This is a genomic window from Pseudomonas sp. S37, from assembly GCF_016658545.1.
Taxonomy (GTDB): domain Bacteria; phylum Pseudomonadota; class Gammaproteobacteria; order Pseudomonadales; family Pseudomonadaceae; genus Aquipseudomonas.
This window is the reverse complement of sequence record NZ_JACVZC010000008.1, coordinates 89,937-107,485: the sequence shown is the minus strand read 5'-3', so window position 1 is coordinate 107,485 and position 17,549 is coordinate 89,937. Positions and strand designations below refer to the sequence as shown.

The 17,549-nt window shown below is 62.5% G+C and carries 14 protein-coding genes; 8 read left to right on the top strand and 6 right to left on the bottom strand.

Annotation, left to right across the window (positions count from 1 at the left end; translation table 11 throughout):
* Positions 1–139: 139 nt before the first annotated feature.
* The 3 genes from IAE39_RS05475 to IAE39_RS05465 all read right to left on the bottom strand — a co-directional run bounded on the left by IAE39_RS05475 (position 140) and on the right by IAE39_RS05465 (position 5,905).
* Positions 140–2,950, bottom strand: coding sequence for an FAD-binding and (Fe-S)-binding domain-containing protein (locus IAE39_RS05475; RefSeq protein ID WP_201200050.1), 2,811 nt, complete (start codon positions 2,948–2,950; stop codon positions 140–142).
* 75 nt (positions 2,951–3,025) lie between these two features.
* Entirely contained in the window at positions 3,026–4,171 is a 1,146-nt protein-coding gene (gene lldD / locus IAE39_RS05470; protein WP_201200049.1) for an FMN-dependent L-lactate dehydrogenase LldD, read from the bottom strand.
* A gap of 63 nt (positions 4,172–4,234) precedes the next feature.
* Complete coding sequence (locus tag IAE39_RS05465) at positions 4,235–5,905, bottom strand: lactate permease LctP family transporter (RefSeq protein ID WP_110746129.1); 1,671 nt, start codon at positions 5,903–5,905, stop codon at positions 4,235–4,237.
* 256 nt (positions 5,906–6,161) lie between these two features.
* Between IAE39_RS05465 and IAE39_RS05460 the strand changes: the two genes are divergently transcribed.
* Entirely contained in the window at positions 6,162–6,929 is a 768-nt protein-coding gene (locus IAE39_RS05460; protein ID WP_201200044.1) for a GntR family transcriptional regulator, read from the top strand.
* A 114-nt stretch (positions 6,930–7,043) separates the two neighbouring features.
* On the opposite strand, the gene smpB is transcribed toward IAE39_RS05460, so the two are convergent.
* Entirely contained in the window at positions 7,044–7,526 is a 483-nt protein-coding gene (gene smpB / locus IAE39_RS05455; RefSeq protein WP_016489183.1) for an SsrA-binding protein SmpB, read from the bottom strand.
* A 163-nt stretch (positions 7,527–7,689) separates the two neighbouring features.
* On the opposite strand from smpB, the gene IAE39_RS05450 reads away from it, so the two are divergent.
* Positions 7,690–8,124 (top strand): type II toxin-antitoxin system RatA family toxin, encoded by a 435-nt coding sequence (locus IAE39_RS05450; RefSeq protein WP_201200042.1) that lies wholly within the window; start codon positions 7,690–7,692, stop codon positions 8,122–8,124.
* Between the two features lie 57 nt (positions 8,125–8,181).
* Here the strand turns inward: IAE39_RS05450 and IAE39_RS05445 are convergent, their stop codons facing one another.
* Positions 8,182–8,718 carry an outer membrane protein assembly factor BamE gene (locus IAE39_RS05445; RefSeq protein WP_201200040.1) on the bottom strand — a complete coding sequence of 179 codons (537 nt, stop codon included), beginning with the start codon at positions 8,716–8,718 and terminating at the stop codon, positions 8,182–8,184.
* Positions 8,719–8,815: 97 nt separating this feature from the next.
* Here IAE39_RS05445 and fur point away from each other — a divergent pair, with 97 nt between their 5' ends.
* On the top strand, positions 8,816–9,220 hold the full coding sequence (gene fur, locus IAE39_RS05440; protein WP_051101230.1) for a ferric iron uptake transcriptional regulator: 405 nt from the start codon (positions 8,816–8,818) through the stop codon (positions 9,218–9,220).
* Positions 9,221–9,410: 190 nt separating this feature from the next.
* Here the strand turns inward: fur and recN are convergent, their stop codons facing one another.
* Positions 9,411–11,084, bottom strand: coding sequence for a DNA repair protein RecN (gene recN / locus IAE39_RS05435; protein WP_201200038.1), 1,674 nt, complete (start codon positions 11,082–11,084; stop codon positions 9,411–9,413).
* A 192-nt stretch (positions 11,085–11,276) separates the two neighbouring features.
* Here recN and grpE point away from each other — a divergent pair, with 192 nt between their 5' ends.
* The 5 genes from grpE (at position 11,277) to carA (ending at position 17,466) form a co-directional block, all read left to right on the top strand.
* Positions 11,277–11,834, top strand: coding sequence for a nucleotide exchange factor GrpE (grpE, locus tag IAE39_RS05430; protein ID WP_201200036.1), 558 nt, complete (start codon positions 11,277–11,279; stop codon positions 11,832–11,834).
* A 101-nt stretch (positions 11,835–11,935) separates the two neighbouring features.
* Entirely contained in the window at positions 11,936–13,861 is a 1,926-nt protein-coding gene (gene dnaK / locus IAE39_RS05425) for a molecular chaperone DnaK (protein WP_201200034.1), read from the top strand.
* Positions 13,862–14,058: 197 nt separating this feature from the next.
* Complete coding sequence (gene dnaJ, locus IAE39_RS05420; RefSeq protein WP_201200031.1) at positions 14,059–15,183, top strand: molecular chaperone DnaJ; 1,125 nt, start codon at positions 14,059–14,061, stop codon at positions 15,181–15,183.
* A 13-nt stretch (positions 15,184–15,196) separates the two neighbouring features.
* Complete coding sequence (dapB, locus tag IAE39_RS05415) at positions 15,197–16,003, top strand: 4-hydroxy-tetrahydrodipicolinate reductase (protein WP_201200029.1); 807 nt, start codon at positions 15,197–15,199, stop codon at positions 16,001–16,003.
* Between the two features lie 326 nt (positions 16,004–16,329).
* The gene (gene carA / locus IAE39_RS05410; RefSeq protein ID WP_003249935.1) at positions 16,330–17,466 is read left to right on the top strand and encodes a glutamine-hydrolyzing carbamoyl-phosphate synthase small subunit; all 1,137 of its coding nucleotides are present in this window, start codon (positions 16,330–16,332) and stop codon (positions 17,464–17,466) included.
* Positions 17,467–17,549: the final 83 nt, after the last annotated feature.

Sequence of the window (17,549 nt, the reverse complement as noted above, 5' to 3'; positions counted from 1 at the left end):
CCTGTGTAGGAGCGGCCTTGTGTCGCGATCGGGCTGCGAAGCAGCCCCAGGATGTCAGTGTGGGTGCGTAAATCGTGGGGCCGCTTCGCGGCCCGATCGCGACACAAGGCCGCTCCTACAAAGGTGAAGGTGTCTGCCTTTAGATGCTGCGCGGCCGGGTAACGCGGTCTACCAGGTAGACCAGGCCGTGGTAGTCGATGCCGCTGTGGCTGCTCAAGCCAATTTCGCAGGTGCGGCTGGTGCTGATGCCTTCGCTGCAGTACTGCACGGCGTCTTTCAGGCTGCGCAGCGAGTGGGCATTCAGCTCGGGGGTGGTGAAGCCCTTGTCACCGGCAAAGCCGCAGCAATGAATGCCTTCCGGGATCACCACCTGCTTGCTGCAACGCCGCGCCAGGTCGATCAGGGCCTGGCTTTCCCCCAGGTGCTGGGTGCTGCAGGTTAAGTGCACGGCCACGGGTTCGTCCTGGGGGGTGAATTCCAGGCGCTCGACCAAGTGCGTGCGGATGAAGCGCACCGGGTCGTACAGGTCCAGCCGGGTGTCGCCCAGGTCCTGCACCAGGCGCAGGGTGCAGGGGCTGGTATCGCAGTAGATCGGGTCCAGGCCGCCGCGGCTGGCGTGCAGCAGGGCATTGATCAGTTCTTGGCGCTTGTGTTCGGCCTGCTCGGGGTAGCCTTTGGAGGCGAACGGCTGGCCGCAGCACAGGCTGTCGGCGTTTTCCGGGAACACCACCTGGTAGCCGGCTTTTTCCAGCAGGGCGCGGGTCTTGTCCAGCAGCGAGCTTTGCTCGCGGTCGGCATAGGCTGGGCCCATGACGCGCGACACGCAGGCGGCCAGGTACACCACGCGGGGGCGGGCGTCGTTGCTGGCCGGGCCGAAGTCCAGTGGGCGCAGGGGTTGCGGCATGGCCGGCGTCCACTGCGGCAGGCGGCCTTTGCTGGCTTTGCTCAGCGTGGCGCTCAGGCGGCCCAGGCGCGGGGCGCCGAGCAGCTTGCGCGCGCTGTTGGCGGCGGTCAGGGTCAGGCGGGCGCCGCCCAGGGCGGTGTGGAAGTGGTCGGCCAGCCAGTGGGCAGCCTTGCCGTGGTCGGCGGCCTGGCTGCGCAGCTTCTTCACCAGCTCGCCGGTGTTGATGCCGACCGGGCAGCGCTGGGCGCACAGGCCGGTGGCGGCGCAGGTGTCGATGCCCTGGTACTGGTAAGTCTGCATCAATTGGCGGGTATCGATGCCGGCGCGCTGCTTGGCCTGGATGTCACGCCACATGACGATGCGCTGGCGCGGGCTGAGGGTAAGGCCCTTGGACGGGCACACCGGTTCGCAGAAGCCGCACTCGATGCACTTGTCGACGATCTCGTCGGCAGCTGGCAGCGGCTTGAGGTTTTTCAGGTGGATATCCGGGTCATCACTGAGCACCACGTCGGGGTTGAGGATGCCGTTGGGGTCGAGCAGGCGCTTGAGCTTCCACATCAGCTGGTAGGCGTCCTGGCCCCATTCCAGCTCCACGAATGGCGCCATGTTGCGCCCGGTGCCGTGTTCGGCCTTCAGCGAGCCGCCAAACTCCACGGCCACCAGTTGCGCCACGTCGTCCATGAAGGCCTGGTAACGGGCGACTTCCTCGGCACTATTGAAACCTTGGGTAAAGACGAAGTGCAGGTTGCCTTCCAGCGCGTGGCCGAAAATGATCGCTTCGTCGTAGCGGTGCTTGTCGAACAGCTGGATCAGGCGGTTGACGCCCTCGGCCAGCTGCTCGACGGGGAAGGTCACGTCTTCGATGATCACCGTGGTGCCGGTCTGGCGCACGGCGCCGACGGCAGGGAAGGTGTCTTTGCGGATTTTCCACAGCTGGTTGTACACGGCCGGGTCTTCGCTGAAGTCGACTTGCTGTTCCAACGGGAAGTCGGCGATCGAGGCCATTACCTGCTGCAGTTGTTCGTGCAGCAGGCTCTGGCTGGCGGCACGCGATTCGATCAGCAGGGCGCAGGCGTTATCCGACAGGCCTTTTACCCACAGCGGCATGCCGGGCATGTTCTGCACCGAGCGCAGGCTGCGGCGGTCAAGCAGCTCCACGGCGGACACCGGCTGGCGCTTGAGTACGGTGACTGCGCGGCAGCAGCTTTCGACGCTGGGGAACACCAGCAGGGCGCTGGCCTTGTGCGGGTGATCGGGCACGGTGTCGTAGGTGACGGCACTGATGAAACCCAGGGTGCCTTCGGAACCGACCAGCAGGTGCTGCAGGATATCCAGCGGCTGGTCGTAGTCCACCAGTGCGTTCAGCGACAGGCCGGTGGTGTTCTTCAACCGGTACTTGTGGCGGATGCGCTCGGCCAATGCGGTATTGGCGCGGGTTTCGCGGCCCAGGCGGGCAAGGGCTTCCAGCAGCTCGGCGTGGCTGGCTTCAAAGGCGGCCACGCTGGCCGGGTCTTCGCTGTCCAGGCGGGTGCCGTCGGCCAGTACCAGGCGCAATCCGGCCAGCGTGTGGTAGGTGTTCTGTGCAGTGCCGCAGCACATGCCGCTGGCGTTGTTGGCGACGATGCCGCCGATCTTGCAGGCGTTGATCGAGGCCGGGTCGGGGCCGATCTTGCGCCCGAAGGGGGCAAGCCAGGCATTGGCCTGGGCGCCGATAACGCCGGGTTGCAGGCGGATCTGCTCGCCTTGGCCACGGATCTCGCGGCCGTTCCAGTTATCACCCAGTACGATCAGCACCGAGTCGCTGATGGCCTGGCCGGACAGGCTGGTGCCAGCGGCGCGGAAGGTGACCGGCACCCGCTCGCGCTGGGCCAGCCTGATCAGGCCGACCACTTCGTCCTCGGACTCGACACGCACCACCAGCTTGGGGATCAGCCGATAGAAGCTGGCGTCGGTACCGAAGGCCAGGGTGGAAGTGGGGTCGTCGAAACGGCGTTCGGCGGGGATCAGGCGCTCGGCATCACGCAGGAATGCGGCGGGCAGGCTCATGCAGTCTCCTCGCGAGGCTGTGGCGTCTGTGCGCCACATGCCCCGGGTCAATCAGGCGGTCGTTGTTGCAGGCGGTCAGGCGCCCAGTTCGCGTACCAGCGAGTCGCGGGTGATCTCGCTGATCGACTTGGCGCCGGTCAGCACCATGGCTACGCGCATTTCCTTTTCGAACAGCTCGAGCAGGTTCTTCACCCCGGCTTCGCCATGCACGGCCAGGGCCCAGAGGAAGGCGCGGCCAATCAGCACGGTGTCGGCGCCCATGGCGATCATGCGCACCACGTCGAGGCCGCTGCGGATGCCGGAGTCGGCGAGAATCTTCAGGTCGCCTTTGACCGCGTCGGCAATTGCCGGCAAGGCACGGGCGCTGGACAGCACGCCATCGAGCTGGCGGCCGCCGTGGTTGGACACGACGATGCCGTCGGCACCGAACTTGACCGCATCGCGGGCGTCATCGGCATCGAGAATGCCTTTGATGATCATCGGGCCGTCCCAGTATTCGCGGATCCACTCCAGGTCTTTCCACGAAATGGACGGGTCGAAGTTGTTGCCCAGCCAGCCGATGTAGTCGGCCAGGCCGGTGGGGTTGCCACGGTATTTGGAGATGTTGCCCAGATCGTGCGGGCGGCCCATCACGCCGACATCCCACGCCCATTCCGGGTGAGTCATGGCTTGGAAAACACGGCGCATTGGCCCGTTCTTGCCGCTCATGCCGGAGTGGGCATCGCGGTAGCGGGCGCCGGGTACCGGCATGTCGACGGTGAACACCAGGGTCTTGACCCCGGCGGCCCTGGCCCGCTCAAGGGCGTTGCGCATGAAACCGCGGTCCTTGAGCACATACAACTGGAACCACATGGGGCGGTCGATGGCCGGGGCCACTTCTTCGATCGGGCACACCGACACCGTCGACATGGTGAACGGGATGCCATGCGCCGCCGCCGCACGCGCTGCCTGCACTTCGCCACGGCGGGCGTACATGCCGGTGAGGCCGACCGGGGCCAGGGCCACGGGCATGCTCAGGGTTTCGTCGAACAGCCTGGTCTCAAGGCTGAGCTCGGACATGTTCTTCAGCACGCGCTGACGCAGGGCAATGCTGGCCAGGTCGGAGACGTTGTGGCGCAGGGTGTGCTCGGCGTAGGCGCCGCCGTCGGCGTAGTGGAACAGGAAGGGAGGCAGCTTGCGTTGGGCCGCGGCGCGATAGTCGGTAGAGGCAGAAATGATCATGGATTCTCGCAGCGTTGCTTGTGGGGAATGCCGGACGCCTGATGGCGCCCGGCCCCTTTCACTTTAGTGATGAACCAGCATGCCGGTCAGCCAGTAAGCCTGGATCAGGGTGATCAGGCCGACGATGGTGGCGAAGAACAGGCTGTGCTTGACGGTGAAGCGGAACAGGTCGGATTCCTTGCCGACCAGGCCGGTGGCGGCGCAGGCCACGGCAATCGACTGCGGCGAGATCATCTTGCCGGTTACGCCGCCGCTGGTGTTGGCCGCTACCAGCAGGGTGTCGTTGACCCCGATCTGGTGTGCAGTGGTGGCCTGCAGCGAGCTGAACAGGGCGTTGGACGAGGTGTCCGAGCCGGTCAGGAACACGCCCAGCCAGCCGAGGAACGGCGAGAAGAACGGGAACGCCGCGCCGGTACCGGCCAGCACCAGGGCCATGGTCGAAGACATGCCCGAGTAGTTGGTGACGAAGGCGAAGGCCAGCACCATGCCGATCGACAGGATTGGCCAGCGCAGTTCCCAGAAGGTCTCTTTGAAAGTGGTCAGACCAGTTTTGAAGTTGATCTTCAGCACTGCCATGGAGATCAGCGCCGAGAGGAAGATGGCGGTGCCAGTGGCAGAAATCGGGTCGAGCTTGAACACCGCCGGCATGGCGGTTGGCGCGGCAACGATCGGTGCGGTCTTGATCACCAGCTGGTCAAGGTGGGGGATGGCGAAGTTGAACACGAAGTTGTACATCGCGCCGCCCGGGGCGAAGGCCGCCTTGAACGGTTTCAGGGTCCAGATGGTGACCAGCACGGTAAGGATCAGGAACGGCGACCAGGCCTTGAAGATCTCACCGAAGCTGTACGGGCTTGGCTGGCTGCCGCTTGGCTGTACCACGGCGGCGCCAACGCTGCCCTTGGCTTCGCCGAAGGACCGCTTCGGCTGCCAGACTTTCAGGAACAGGGTCAGGCAGATCAGGCTGGCCAGCGCGGAGGTGATGTCGGGCAGTTCCGGGCCGATGAAGTTCGAGGTGAAGTACTGGGTAACGGCAAAGCTCAGGCCGGCGACCAGGGCGGCAGGCCAGGTTTCCTTCACGCCACGCAGGCCGTCCATCATGAACACCAGCCAGAACGGCACGAACAGCGACAGCAGCGGCAGCTGGCGGCCGGTCATGGCGCCGATGTGGAAGGCGTCGATACCGGTGACCTGGCCGGCCACGATGATCGGGATGCCCAGGGCGCCAAAGGCCACCGGTGCAGTGTTGGCGATCAGGCACAGGCCGGCGGCGTACAGCGGGTTGAAGCCCAGGCCCACCAGCAGCGCGGCAGTAATGGCCACCGGTGCGCCAAAGCCCGCTGCGCCTTCCAGGAAGGCACCGAAGCAGAAGCCGATCAGCAATACCTGCAGGCGCTGGTCGTCGGTAATCGACAGCACCGAGCTGCGGATCACTTCGAACTGGCCGCTCTTGACCGTGAGTTTGTACAGGAACACCGCGGCAACGATGATCCAGGCAATTGGCCAGAGGCCGTACAGGAAGCCGTAACCCGCAGCGGCGAAAGCCATGTCGACAGGCATCTGGAAAGCGAAGATCGCCACCAGGATCGACAGTGCGAGGGTGATGCTGCCGGCCACGTGGCCCTTGAGGCGGAACACGGCCAAGGCCAGGAAGAAGAACACGATGGGGATGACCGCCGCCAGTGCGGACAGGCCAAGACTACCAAGCGGGCTATAGAGTTGTTGCCAGGTTTGCATATGGGGTGGCCCCTAATTGTTGTTGGTCAGGCACTGGCATTGGATAATTGGTAAGACCAATTTACAATGGCTGGTCGCTAGGTTAAAAGCGCTGTCGTGGGTGTGTCAATTTGTCCTGAGCAAAACTTTGGTCGCGTACCGATGAGCGGGCGCCTGATGCGCCGGGAAAAACGCAGCGTGATGGGTGTTTGCGCGGCCTGGATCGGCGAGAATAGGCGCCCCCTGAAATTTGCCGGGGGTTTGTGGAGAGCATGTGATGGTTTTTGATCAGGTCCGCCAACGGCGCCTGTCCGACGACATTGTCGATCGGTTGGAAGCGATGATTCTGGAAGGCACGCTGACCTCGGGGCAGCGGCTGCCGGCCGAGCGTGCGCTTGCCGAACAGTTTGGCGTGTCCCGCCCGTCACTGCGTGAGGCGATCCAGAAGCTGGTGGCCAAGGGGCTACTGGTCAGTCGCCAGGGTGGCGGCAACTTTGTCGCTGAATCACTGGGGTCGACTTTCAGCGACCCATTGTTGCAGTTGCTTGAACACAGCGCCGAGGCGCAGCGTGACTTGCTTGAATTCCGCCATACCCTGGAGGCGTCCTGCGCCTATTACGCGGCCCAGCGTGCCACCGAGCCGGATCGGGCGCGTTTGAAAGCGGCATTCGATGTGCTGCAGGACTGTTATGCCAGGGTCGATGAAGTGACGCGGGCGGAGGAGGGCGCGGCCGATGCGCGCTTCCACCTGGCGATTGCCGAGGCCAGCCACAATGCGGTGTTGCTGCATACTATCCGTGGCTTGTTCGACCTGCTGAAGCGCAACGTGGTGACCAACATTGGCGGCATGTACCAGCAGCGCACCGAAACCCGGGACATGCTGATCAGCCAGCACCGCGAGCTGTACCTGGCGATTGTCGAGGGCAGGGCGGAGGATGCGCGTGAGGTGTCCAGCCGGCACATTCTGTATGTGCAGGAGGTGCTGGAAGAGGCGCATCACGAGGCGCAGCGGGTGGCGCGGGCAGAGCGGCGCAGCGGGCGTTGAGCCTTGTGGGGCCTGGCCTGTCCTCTTCGCGGGTAAACCCGCTCCCACAGGGATATTGATAAACCTGTGGGAGCGGGTTTACCCGCGAAGAGGCCAGGCCAGGCTAAAGAAGATCTAGTCTTCCTTACCCTTGTTCCGCACCACACGCTGCAGCTCGCGGTTGGAATCGCGTTCGCGCACGGTGTCGCGCTTGTCGAATTCCTTCTTGCCCTTGCCCAGTGCAATTTCGCACTTGATCAGGTGCTTGCTCCAGTACAGCGACAAGGCCACGCAGGTGTAACCCTTTTGCGCCACCGCAGCTTCCAGGCGCTCAAGCTCGCGCTTGTTCAGCAGCAGCTTGCGCGTGCGGATCGGGTCGGCGATGACGTGGGTGCTGGCCGTGGTCAGCGGGGTGATGTGGCTGCCGAACAGCCAGGCTTCACCGTCCTTGAGCAGCACGTAGCTGTCAACGAGGTGCGCCTTGCCGGCTCGCAGGCTTTTTACTTCCCAGCCGGACAGGACCAGCCCGGCCTCGAACTTGTGTTCGATGAAGTAATCGTGTCGCGCTTTCTTGTTCTGCGCGATGGTCCCGGTCGGATGTTTTTTTTGCTTAGCCATAGGGGCCGCATTATAGGCAAGTCCGTGCGCCGTCCGCTATGGGATTTCGGTGTGCTTGAGCCACTGCAATGAATACCGGACAATACAAACCCTGTCATAAGTACAGAATCTGTTTCTGGCACGCTGCGAAGCGCCGCCACCCAGCCTTGGAAGTGACGCCTGGATGACTACCCATATTCAACGCTCCGCCCTGCTGCCGTACCCTGCCCAGGCGCTCTACGATCTGGTCAACGATGTGGCCAGCTACCCTGAGTTTCTGCCGTGGTGTTCGGCCTCGACGGTGATCGAAGCCAGCGACACGCACATGCGCGCCAAGCTCGATGTGGCCAAGGGCGGCATGAGCCAGCATTTCGTGACGCGTAACGTGCTGGTGCCGGGGCAGACCATCGAAATGAACCTGGAGGAAGGGCCGTTCACCCAGTTGCATGGGCTGTGGGTATTCAAGCCGTTGGGTGAGAAGGCCTGCAAGATCAGCCTGGACTTGTCCTTCGATTATGCCGGGTCGATTGTGCGTGCCACCTTGGGCCCGTTGTTCAACCAGGCGGCCAACACGTTGGTCGATGCGTTTTGCCAGCGCGCCAAGCAACTGCATGGCTGATTGAGTTGGCGGCAAAAAAAAGCCCGGAACGTGTCCGGGCTTTTTTGTTGCTGTCGATTACCGGGTTTCCAGCGGTGCCGGAGTCGGGACCGGGGTGGTCTCGATGGTATCGATCTCGCGCTGGATGGACTCTTCGGTCGAACCAGGCTTGGCCGGTTTCTCGACAGGCTGCGGGGCTGGCTGCTCGGTCTGGCCTGGCTCGGTGCCCGGGCTGACCGTGGTGTCGCTGCTGCCACCGAGGATTTCCTGGTCTTTGCTCACGCCCGGCATGAAGTCGCCAGACAGGCTGACCAGCTGGTCGCTTTCATTGAAGAAAATGCTCATGCGCTCTTGCTGGCGTTTACCGCCACCAGGCTGCAGGCTGTACAGGTAATCCCAACGATTGGTGTTGAAGGTGTCCTGAATCAGCGGGTTGCCCATGATAAACCTTACTTGCCGTCGGGTCATTCCCGGGCGTAATTGGTCTATCATGTCCTGCGTGACGACATTGCCCTGCTGGATGTCGATTTTGTAAACCCCGGGAAACGAGCAACCGGCGAGTGCGAGCAGTCCCGCGAGGGCGAGGCTGTTTAGCAAGAGCTTGGTGTTTTGCATCGGTGGGCGACTTCCACTATCTTGGCTGGACAACGTAAACCCCGATCATACCCGTATTAAGAGAAGCTGCGAAGCAGCATCGGCGAGAAAGCTGACCATGGTTGAAAATAGCGAATTGCGCAAAGCCGGCCTCAAGGTGACCCTGCCTCGAGTCAAGATCCTTCAGATGCTCGACTCCACCGAGCAGCGTCACATGAGTGCCGAGGATGTTTACAAGGCGCTGATGGAAGCTGGCGAGGACGTGGGCCTGGCCACCGTCTATCGCGTACTGACCCAGTTCGAAGCGGCGGGTCTGGTGGTTCGCCACAACTTCGACGGCGGCCACGCGGTGTTCGAGCTGGCCGATGGCGGCCACCACGACCATATGGTCAACGTGGATACCAGCGAAGTCATCGAATTCATGGATGCCGCGATCGAGAAGCGTCAGCGTGAAATCGTGGAGGAACACGGTTTCGAGCTGGTGGACCACAATCTGGTCCTGTACGTGCGTAAGAAGAAGTAACGATTTTTCGTTATGGACAGCAAAGGCGACCTTCGGGTCGCCTTTGTGCTTTCTGAGGGCTGAGGGGCGTATTGTCTCGGCTGGCCTCTTCGCGGGTGAACCCGCTCCCACAGGGATCGCACAGGGTCTGTGCCTTGCACGCACACTGTGGGAGCGGGTTTACCCGCGAACGGGCCTGAAAAAGGAGGGATCAGGCCTTGCCGCTCACAACCATCTTGCGCGCATGCGCCAGGGATTCCTTGGTCAGGTCGATGCCGCCGAGCATTCGCGCCACTTCCTCGACCCGCTCACGCTTGCCCAGGCTGGCCACGGCGGTGTGGGTGGTGTCGCTGTTGCGTACTTTGTGCACGAACAGGTGGTGGTGACCTTGCGCCGCAACCTGTGGCAGGTGGGTCACGGTCAGTACCTGGCCGCGCTCACCCAGGCGGCGCAGCAGCTGCCCGACGATTTCTGCAGTTGGTCCGCCAATGCCCACGTCGACTTCGTCGAACACCAGGGTAGGGATGCGCGACGTTTGCGCAGTAATTACCTGGATCGCCAGGCTGATACGCGACAGCTCACCCCCCGAAGCCACCTTCGCCAGGCCCTTGAGCGGTTGGCCGGGGTTGGCGCTGACCAGCAGTTCGATCTGCTCCAGGCCGTGCGGCGACAGGTCTGCACCTTCGTTTGCCGTCAATTCGATACAGAAACGCCCGCCAGGCATGCCCAGGCGCTGGATCTCCTGTTCCACGGCCACAGCCAGTTGCTGCGCCGCCTGCTGGCGCAGTGCACTCAGCTCGCGGGCCTTTTCTTTATAGTGCTGAGCGAAGGCTGCCAGCTCTTCACCCAACTGCTCGATCGACTCGTCACTGGCGTTCAGGCCTTCCAGCTCTTCCATCAACTGCTGCTGCAGGTGGGGCAGTTCGGTCGGGTGCACGCGGTGTTTGCGCGCCAGTGTGTAAATGGTGTCGAGGCGTTCCTCCAGCGCCTGCAGGCGCATCGGGTCGGCGTCGAAGTTGTCGAGGAAGCGGTTGAGCTCGCCCATGGCTTCTTCGACCTGGATCTGCGCGCTGGCGATCAGGTTGGCCGCTTCGCCCAGCGCCTTGGGTGAGTTGGTGGCGGCGCCCAGGCGGTTGAGGCTGGAAGTGAGGGCGCTTAGCACGTTGCCCGAATCGCTTTCGCTGCACTGGTCGATGACCTGGCGGCAGATGCCGAACAGGGCTTCGGCGCTGGTCAGGTTCTTGTGTTCCTGCTCCAGGTGTTCCAGTTCGTGTTCGCCCAGGCCGAGGTTGTCGAGCTCTTCCAGCTGGTAGCTGAGCAGCTGGTGGCGGGCGCGCTGCTCGTCACCGGAGTTGGACAGGCGCTCCAGCTCCAGGCGGGTCTGGTTCCAGCGTTTGGCGGCAAGCTGCACCTGGCGGGCCAGGTCGACGGCGCCGGCGTACTCGTCGAGCAGGCGGCGATGGGTGTCGGTTTTCAGCAGGGACTGGTGTTCATGCTGGCTGTGGATGTCGATCAGCAGCTCACCGAGCGCCTTGAGGTCGCCAAGCGGGCAGGGCGTGCCGTTGATGTAGCCACGGCTGCGGCCTTCGGCGGTGATGACCCGGCGCAGGATGCACAGGCCATCGTTGTCCAGGTCGCGTTCGGCTAGCCAGGTATGGGCCTCGGGGATGTCCACCAGGTCGAAGGTGGCGAGGATGTCTGCCTTGTCGGTGCCGGGGCGCACCACGCCGCTGTCGGCCCGGTCGCCCAGGGCCAGGCCAAGGGCGTCGAGCATGATCGATTTGCCGGCACCGGTCTCGCCCGTGATGACGGACATGCCGCGGGCGATTTCGAGGTCGAGGTGCTCGACGATGGCGTAATTGTGAATGGACAGGTGCACCAGCATGGGGCGGCTCCCGGAAGGTCATGTCTGGTTATTTATACAGTACTTTTTTCAGGCCTGCCAATGCCCCTTGGCAGATTCTGTTTCTGGCTGCAAACCACCTTGCCCCTTGAAGCTGGTTTTTCCGGCCCCATATAGCCGACATCCAATGGCGAGCCTGGCTCGCAGTCCACAAAATTGCGCAGGAGAGACCCCATGGCTGACGAACAGCTGAACGAAAAAGACCTTAATGTTGAAGAAACCGGTGCAGAAACCACTGCCGACGCCCGTGTTCTGGAACTCGAGGAACAGCTGGCCGCCGCCAAGGACCAGTCGCTGCGCGCCGTAGCCGACTTGCAGAACGTGCGCCGTCGCGCCGAGCAGGATGTTGAAAAAGCCCACAAGTTTGCCCTGGAGAAGTTCTCCAGCGACCTGCTGCCGGTGATCGACAGCCTGGAACTGGCCCTGGCCCACTCCAGCGCCGAAGACGAGCACGTCAAGCAGATCCGCGAAGGCGTCGAGCTGACCCTGAAGATGTTCCAGGACACCCTCAAGCGCTACAACCTCGAAGCGGTCGACCCGCACGGCCAGCCGTTCAACCCTGAGCACCATCAGGCCATGGCCATGCAGGAAAACGCCGAAGTCGAGCCAAACAGCGTGCTGAACGTGTTCCAGAAGGGTTACCTGCTGAACGGCCGCCTGCTGCGCCCCGCCATGGTGGTGGTCAGCAAGGCGCCGAGCGCGGCGCAACCCTCGATCAATGAAAAGGCTTGAAATCCGTCGGGGCACCCCCATCTAGGTGTCAAGCCTTCAAGTATTACCGCAGTTGGCCAAAGTAGTCGCTGCTACCAAATTCAAGTTTCGGGAGAGTTAACATGGGTAAAATCATCGGTATCGACCTGGGGACCACCAACTCGTGCGTCTCCATCCTGGAAAACGGTAACGTCAAAGTCATCGAAAACGCCGAGGGTGCGCGTACTACCCCTTCGATCGTGGCCTACGCCAACGATGGCGAAATCCTGGTAGGTCAGTCGGCCAAGCGCCAGGCTGTTACCAACCCGCACAACACCCTGTTCGCGGTGAAGCGCCTGATCGGCCGCCGCTTCGAAGAGCAGGTCGTGCAGAAAGACATCGAACTGGTTCCGTACAAGATCGCCAAGGCCGACAACGGTGACGCCTGGGTCGAAGTAAACGGCCAGAAAATGGCTCCGCCGCAAATCAGCGCCGAAGTCCTGAAAAAAATGAAGAAAACCGCCGAAGACTACCTCGGCGAGCCAGTGACTGAAGCGGTCATCACCGTTCCGGCCTACTTCAACGACAGCCAGCGTCAGGCTACCAAAGACGCCGGTCGCATCGCTGGCCTGGACGTTAAACGCATCATCAACGAACCGACCGCGGCTGCGCTGGCTTACGGCATGGACAAGGCCAAGGGCGACCACACTGTCATCGTTTATGACCTGGGTGGCGGTACCTTCGACGTTTCGGTCATCGAAATTGCCGAAGTCGACGGCGAGCACCAGTTCGAAGTACTGGCGACCAACGGCGACACCTTCCTGGGTGGCGAAGACTTCGACATGCTGCTGATCGACTACCTGGTCGAAGAGTTCAAGAAAGAAACCGGCATGAACCTGAAGGGCGATCCTCTGGCCATGCAGCGTCTGAAAGAAGCCGCTGAAAAAGCCAAGATCGAGCTGTCGTCCGCTCAGTCGACCGACGTCAACCTGCCGTACATCACTGCAGACGCTACCGGTCCTAAGCACCTGAACGTGAAAATCTCCCGCGCCAAGCTGGAGTCGCTGGTTGAAGGGTTGGTGCAGCGCACCATCGAGCCTTGCCGCATCGCGCTGAAAGATGCCGGCATCGACGCCAGCAAGATCGACGACGTGATCCTGGTCGGTGGCCAGACCCGTATGCCGCTGGTACAGAAAACCGTTGCCGACTTCTTCGGTAAAGAAGCGCGCAAGGACGTCAACCCGGACGAAGCCGTGGCCATGGGTGCTGCCATCCAAGGTGCCGTTCTGGCCGGTGACGTGAAAGACGTACTGCTGCTGGACGTGAGCCCGCTGACCCTGGGTATCGAAACCATGGGCGGCGTGATGACCGCGCTGATCGAGAAGAACACCACCATCCCGACCAAAAAGTCGCAGGTGTTCTCGACTGCCGACGACAACCAGGGCGCCGTGACCATTCACGTGCTGCAGGGTGAGCGTAAGCAGGCTGCGCAGAACAAGTCGCTGGGCAAGTTCGACCTGGCTGACATTCCGCCAGCGCCACGTGGTGTGCCACAGATCGAAGTCACCTTCGACATCGACGCCAACGGCATCCTGCACGTCAGCGCCAAAGACAAGGCCACCGGCAAGTCGCAGTCGATCGTGATCAAGGCCAACTCCGGCCTGTCGGATGACGAAATCGAGCGCATGGTGCGTGACGCCGAGGCCAATGCCGAGGAAGACCGCAAGTTCGAAGAGCTGGCCGCTGCCCGTAACCAGGGTGACGCGCTGGTGCACTCGACCCGCAAGATGGTCGTCGATGCCGGTGACAAGGCTACCGCCGAAGAGAAGGCTGCGATCGAAGCTGCCGTGGTTGCCCTGGAAGCTGCTGTAAAAGGCGACGACAAGGCTGCCATCGACGCCAAAGTCGAAGAGCTGTCCAAGGTCTCTGCCCCGGTTGCCCAGAAGATGTACGCCGAGCAGTCGGCCGAACAGCCTCAGGGTGGCGCGCAGCAGGCCGAGCCGGAAGCCAAGCACGATGACGTGGTTGACGCCGAGTTCGAAGAAGTGAAAGGCGACGACAAGAAGTAATCGTTGCATGTTGTCGGCCAGTTCACCGTCGTTTGCCGGTGAACTGGTAGGATGTCGCCGCGCGGGGGCTTGCTCCCGCGTTGGCGTATCTGGAATTCGAGAATTTTTACAGCATCTGTCAGCAGCCCTGGTGGGCCGCGAGCAGGTGCTGACGGCGTGGCGCAGATGCCACACGCCCAACAAGGTGCAAATGACCTATGTCCAAGCGTGATTATTATGAGGTGCTGGGTGTCGAGCGCGGCGCCAGTGAAGGTGACCTCAAGAAGGCTTATCGCCGCCTGGCGATGAAGTACCACCCGGACCGCAACCCGGGCGATAAAGAATCGGAAGACAAGTTCAAAGAGGCCAACGAGGCCTACGAAGTGCTGTCTGACGCGAGCAAGCGTGCAGCCTTCGACCAGTACGGCCATGCCGGCGTCGACCCAAGCATGGGCGGCGGTGGTGCCGGCTTCGGTGGTGCCAACTTCTCCGACATCTTCGGCGATGTATTCAGCGATTTCTTCGGTGGCGGCCGCGGTGGCGGACGTGGCGGTGCCCAGCGTGGCAGCGACCTGCGCTACACCCTGGAGCTGAACCTGGAAGAAGCGGTGCGTGGCACCACGGTCAGCATCCGTGTGCCCACTCTGGTCAACTGCCAGCCTTGCGACGGCTCCGGCGCGAAGAAGGGTTCGACCCCGTCGACCTGCCCGACCTGCGGCGGCATCGGTCAGGTGCGCATGCAGCAGGGCTTCTTCTCGGTGCAGCAGACCTGCCCGCGCTGCCATGGCCAGGGCAAGATCATCACCGACCCGTGCACCTCATGCCACGGCGAAGGCCGTGTCGAGGAATACAAGACGCTGTCGGTCAAGGTGCCGGCGGGTGTCGATACTGGCGACCGCATCCGCCTGTCGGGCGAGGGCGAGGCCGGTACCCATGGTGGCCCGACCGGCGACCTGTATGTGGTGATCAGCGTGCGTGAGCACGAGATCTTCCAGCGTGACGGCAAGCACCTGTACTGCGAAGTGCCAATCAGCTACACCGATGCTGCCCTGGGTGGCGAGCTGGAAGTGCCGACCCTGGATGGTCGCGTAAAGCTGAAGATTCCGGAAGGCACCCAGACTGGCAAGCAGTTCCGCCTGCGTGGCAAGGGTGTGGCGCCGGTGCGTGGCGGTGGTGCCGGTGACCTGCTGTGCCGTGTGGCAGTGGAAACCCCGGTCAACCTTAGCCGCCGTCAGCGCGAACTGCTGGAAGAGCTGCGTGACTCGCTGGAAGGCGACAGCTCGCATTCGCCCAAGGCCAGCGGCTGGTTCGATGGTGTGAAGCGCTTCTTCGGCGATCTCTGACAAGGAAAAGGCTATGCGACGTATTGCAGTGATGGGCGCGGCAGGGCGCATGGGCAAGGTGCTGATCGAAGCCGTGCAGCAGCAGGCGCCGAAGGCTGGCCTGACGGCTGCCATCCATCGCCCGGACAGCACGCTGGTAGGTGCTGATGCTGGTGAGTTGGCAGGGTTGGGGCGTATCGGTGTGCCGATTTCCGACGACCTGACCAAGGTGGTTGACGAGTTCGATGTGCTTATCGACTTCACTCACCCATCGGTCACCCTGAAGAATCTAGCGATCTGCCGCAAAGCAGGCAAAGCCATGGTGATCGGGACCACCGGTTTCACCTCCGAAGAAAAATCGCTGCTGGCGGAGGCGGGCAAGGACATTCCAATCGTGTTCGCCGCCAACTTCAGTGTCGGCGTCAACCTCAGCCTCAAACTGCTGGATATGGCGGCGCGGGTGCTGGGTGACGATGTCGATATCGAGATCATCGAAGCGCACCACCGGCACAAGGTCGATGCGCCGTCGGGTACTGCGCTGCGCATGGGTGAGGTGGTTGCCAATGCGCTGGGTCGAGACCTTCAGGAAGTGGCCGTGTATGGCCGTGAAGGGCAAACCGGTGCGCGTGACCGCAAGACCATCGGCTTCGCGACCGTGCGTGCCGGCGATGTGGTCGGTGACCACACCGTGCTGTTTGCCGCTGAAGGCGAGCGCCTGGAAATCACCCACAAGGCCTCCAGCCGCATGACCTTCGCCAAGGGTGCCGTGCGTGCGGCGCTGTGGCTGGATGGGCGTGAGCCTGGGCTGTATGACATGCAGGATGTGCTTGAGCTGCACTGACCTGCAGGTTGGTGTTGGCTTCTTCGCGGGTAAACCCGCTCCCACAGGATTTATGCAGGTTTCAGGCTTTACGCAGTCCCTGTGGGAGCGGGTTTACCCGCGAAGAGGCCAACGCAGATGTCAGCCTGTCGCATTGATGTGTTTTAGAGACACATATGCGGTAGACCGAAAACGCACTTTTCTGTAAGCTACAGCTTTAGTGTGTCCACTAAAAGCGCGCAGCGAATTGAATTCAGCACATGAAAGCGGGGTGACGTGTCCATACGTCACTCCGCTTTTTTGCAACCTGCGATCGCCCTTTCATGCTTGATTTACGGGAGGTCTTCTTGACAAAGCCAGCCATACTCGCCCTTGCCGACGGCAGTATTTTCCGCGGTGAAGCCATCGGTGCCGACGGTCAGACCGTTGGTGAGGTGGTATTCAACACCGCTATGACCGGCTACCAGGAAATCCTTACAGACCCTTCCTATGCGCAGCAAATCGTTACCCTGACCTACCCGCACATCGGCAACACCGGTACCACCCCGGAAGACGCCGAGTCGAACCGCGTCTGGTCTGCTGGCCTGGTCATCCGTGACCTGCCGCTGCTGGCCAGCAACTGGCGTAATACCCAGTCGCTGCCTGAATACCTCAAGGCCAACAACGTCGTTGCCATCGCCGGCATCGACACCCGTCGCCTGACCCGTATCCTGCGTGAAAAGGGCGCCCAGAACGGTTGCATCCTCGCCGGTGACAACATCAGCGAAGAGGCCGCCATCGCTGCAGCCCGCGGTTTCCCCGGCCTGAAGGGCATGGACCTGGCCAAGGTCGTTTCCACCAAGGAACGCTACGAGTGGCGCTCCAGCGTGTGGGAGCTGAAAACCGACAGCCACCCGACCATCGACGCTGCCGACCTGCCTTACCACGTGGTGGCCTTCGACTACGGCGTCAAGCTGAACATCCTGCGCATGCTGGTGGCCCGTGGCTGCCGCGTGACCGTGGTCCCGGCCCAGACCCCGGCCAGCGAAGTGCTGGCACTCAACCCGGACGGCGTGTTCCTGTCCAACGGCCCTGGTGATCCGGAGCCATGCGACTACGCCATCCAGGCGATCAAGGAAATCCTCGAAACCGAGATCCCGGTATTCGGCATCTGCCTTGGCCACCAGCTGCTGGCCCTGGCTTCCGGCGCCAAGACCGTGAAAATGGGCCACGGCCACCACGGTGCCAACCACCCGGTCCAGGACCTGGACACCGGTGTGGTCATGATCACCAGCCAGAACCACGGCTTTGCCGTTGACGAGGCCACCCTGCCGGGCAACGTCCGCGCCATCCACAAGTCGCTGTTCGACGGCACCCTGCAGGGTATCGAGCGTACCGACAAGAGCGCGTTCAGCTTCCAGGGCCACCCTGAAGCGAGCCCTGGCCCGACCGACGTCGCGCCACTGTTCGATCGTTTCACCGATGCCATGGCCAAGCGCCGCTGAGCATCCTGCTTCAAGGCCCCGGGCCGGCACACGCCGCGCCCGGCAGCGCCTGACCCAGATTGTTCAAAGCGGCTTGCCGACTG

Bases quoted from the DNA above. Each gene is read 5' to 3' on its own strand.
- dapB (WP_201200029.1), top strand. From the start codon at position 15,197: ATGCGACGTATTGCAGTGATGGGCGCGGCAGGGCGCATGGGCAAGGTG.
- IAE39_RS05475 (WP_201200050.1), bottom strand. From the start codon at position 2,950: ATGAGCCTGCCCGCCGCATTCCTGCGTGATGCCGAGCGCCTGATCCCC.
- IAE39_RS05450 (WP_201200042.1), top strand. From the start codon at position 7,690: ATGACTACCCATATTCAACGCTCCGCCCTGCTGCCGTACCCTGCCCAG.
- grpE (WP_201200036.1), top strand. From the start codon at position 11,277: ATGGCTGACGAACAGCTGAACGAAAAAGACCTTAATGTTGAAGAAACC.
- IAE39_RS05460 (WP_201200044.1), top strand. From the start codon at position 6,162: ATGGTTTTTGATCAGGTCCGCCAACGGCGCCTGTCCGACGACATTGTC.
- dnaJ (WP_201200031.1), top strand. From the start codon at position 14,059: ATGTCCAAGCGTGATTATTATGAGGTGCTGGGTGTCGAGCGCGGCGCC.
- smpB (WP_016489183.1), bottom strand. From the start codon at position 7,526: ATGGCTAAGCAAAAAAAACATCCGACCGGGACCATCGCGCAGAACAAG.
- IAE39_RS05445 (WP_201200040.1), bottom strand. From the start codon at position 8,718: ATGCAAAACACCAAGCTCTTGCTAAACAGCCTCGCCCTCGCGGGACTG.
- recN (WP_201200038.1), bottom strand. From the start codon at position 11,084: ATGCTGGTGCACCTGTCCATTCACAATTACGCCATCGTCGAGCACCTC.
- dnaK (WP_201200034.1), top strand. From the start codon at position 11,936: ATGGGTAAAATCATCGGTATCGACCTGGGGACCACCAACTCGTGCGTC.
- fur (WP_051101230.1), top strand. From the start codon at position 8,816: ATGGTTGAAAATAGCGAATTGCGCAAAGCCGGCCTCAAGGTGACCCTG.
- IAE39_RS05465 (WP_110746129.1), bottom strand. From the start codon at position 5,905: ATGCAAACCTGGCAACAACTCTATAGCCCGCTTGGTAGTCTTGGCCTG.
- lldD (WP_201200049.1), bottom strand. From the start codon at position 4,171: ATGATCATTTCTGCCTCTACCGACTATCGCGCCGCGGCCCAACGCAAG.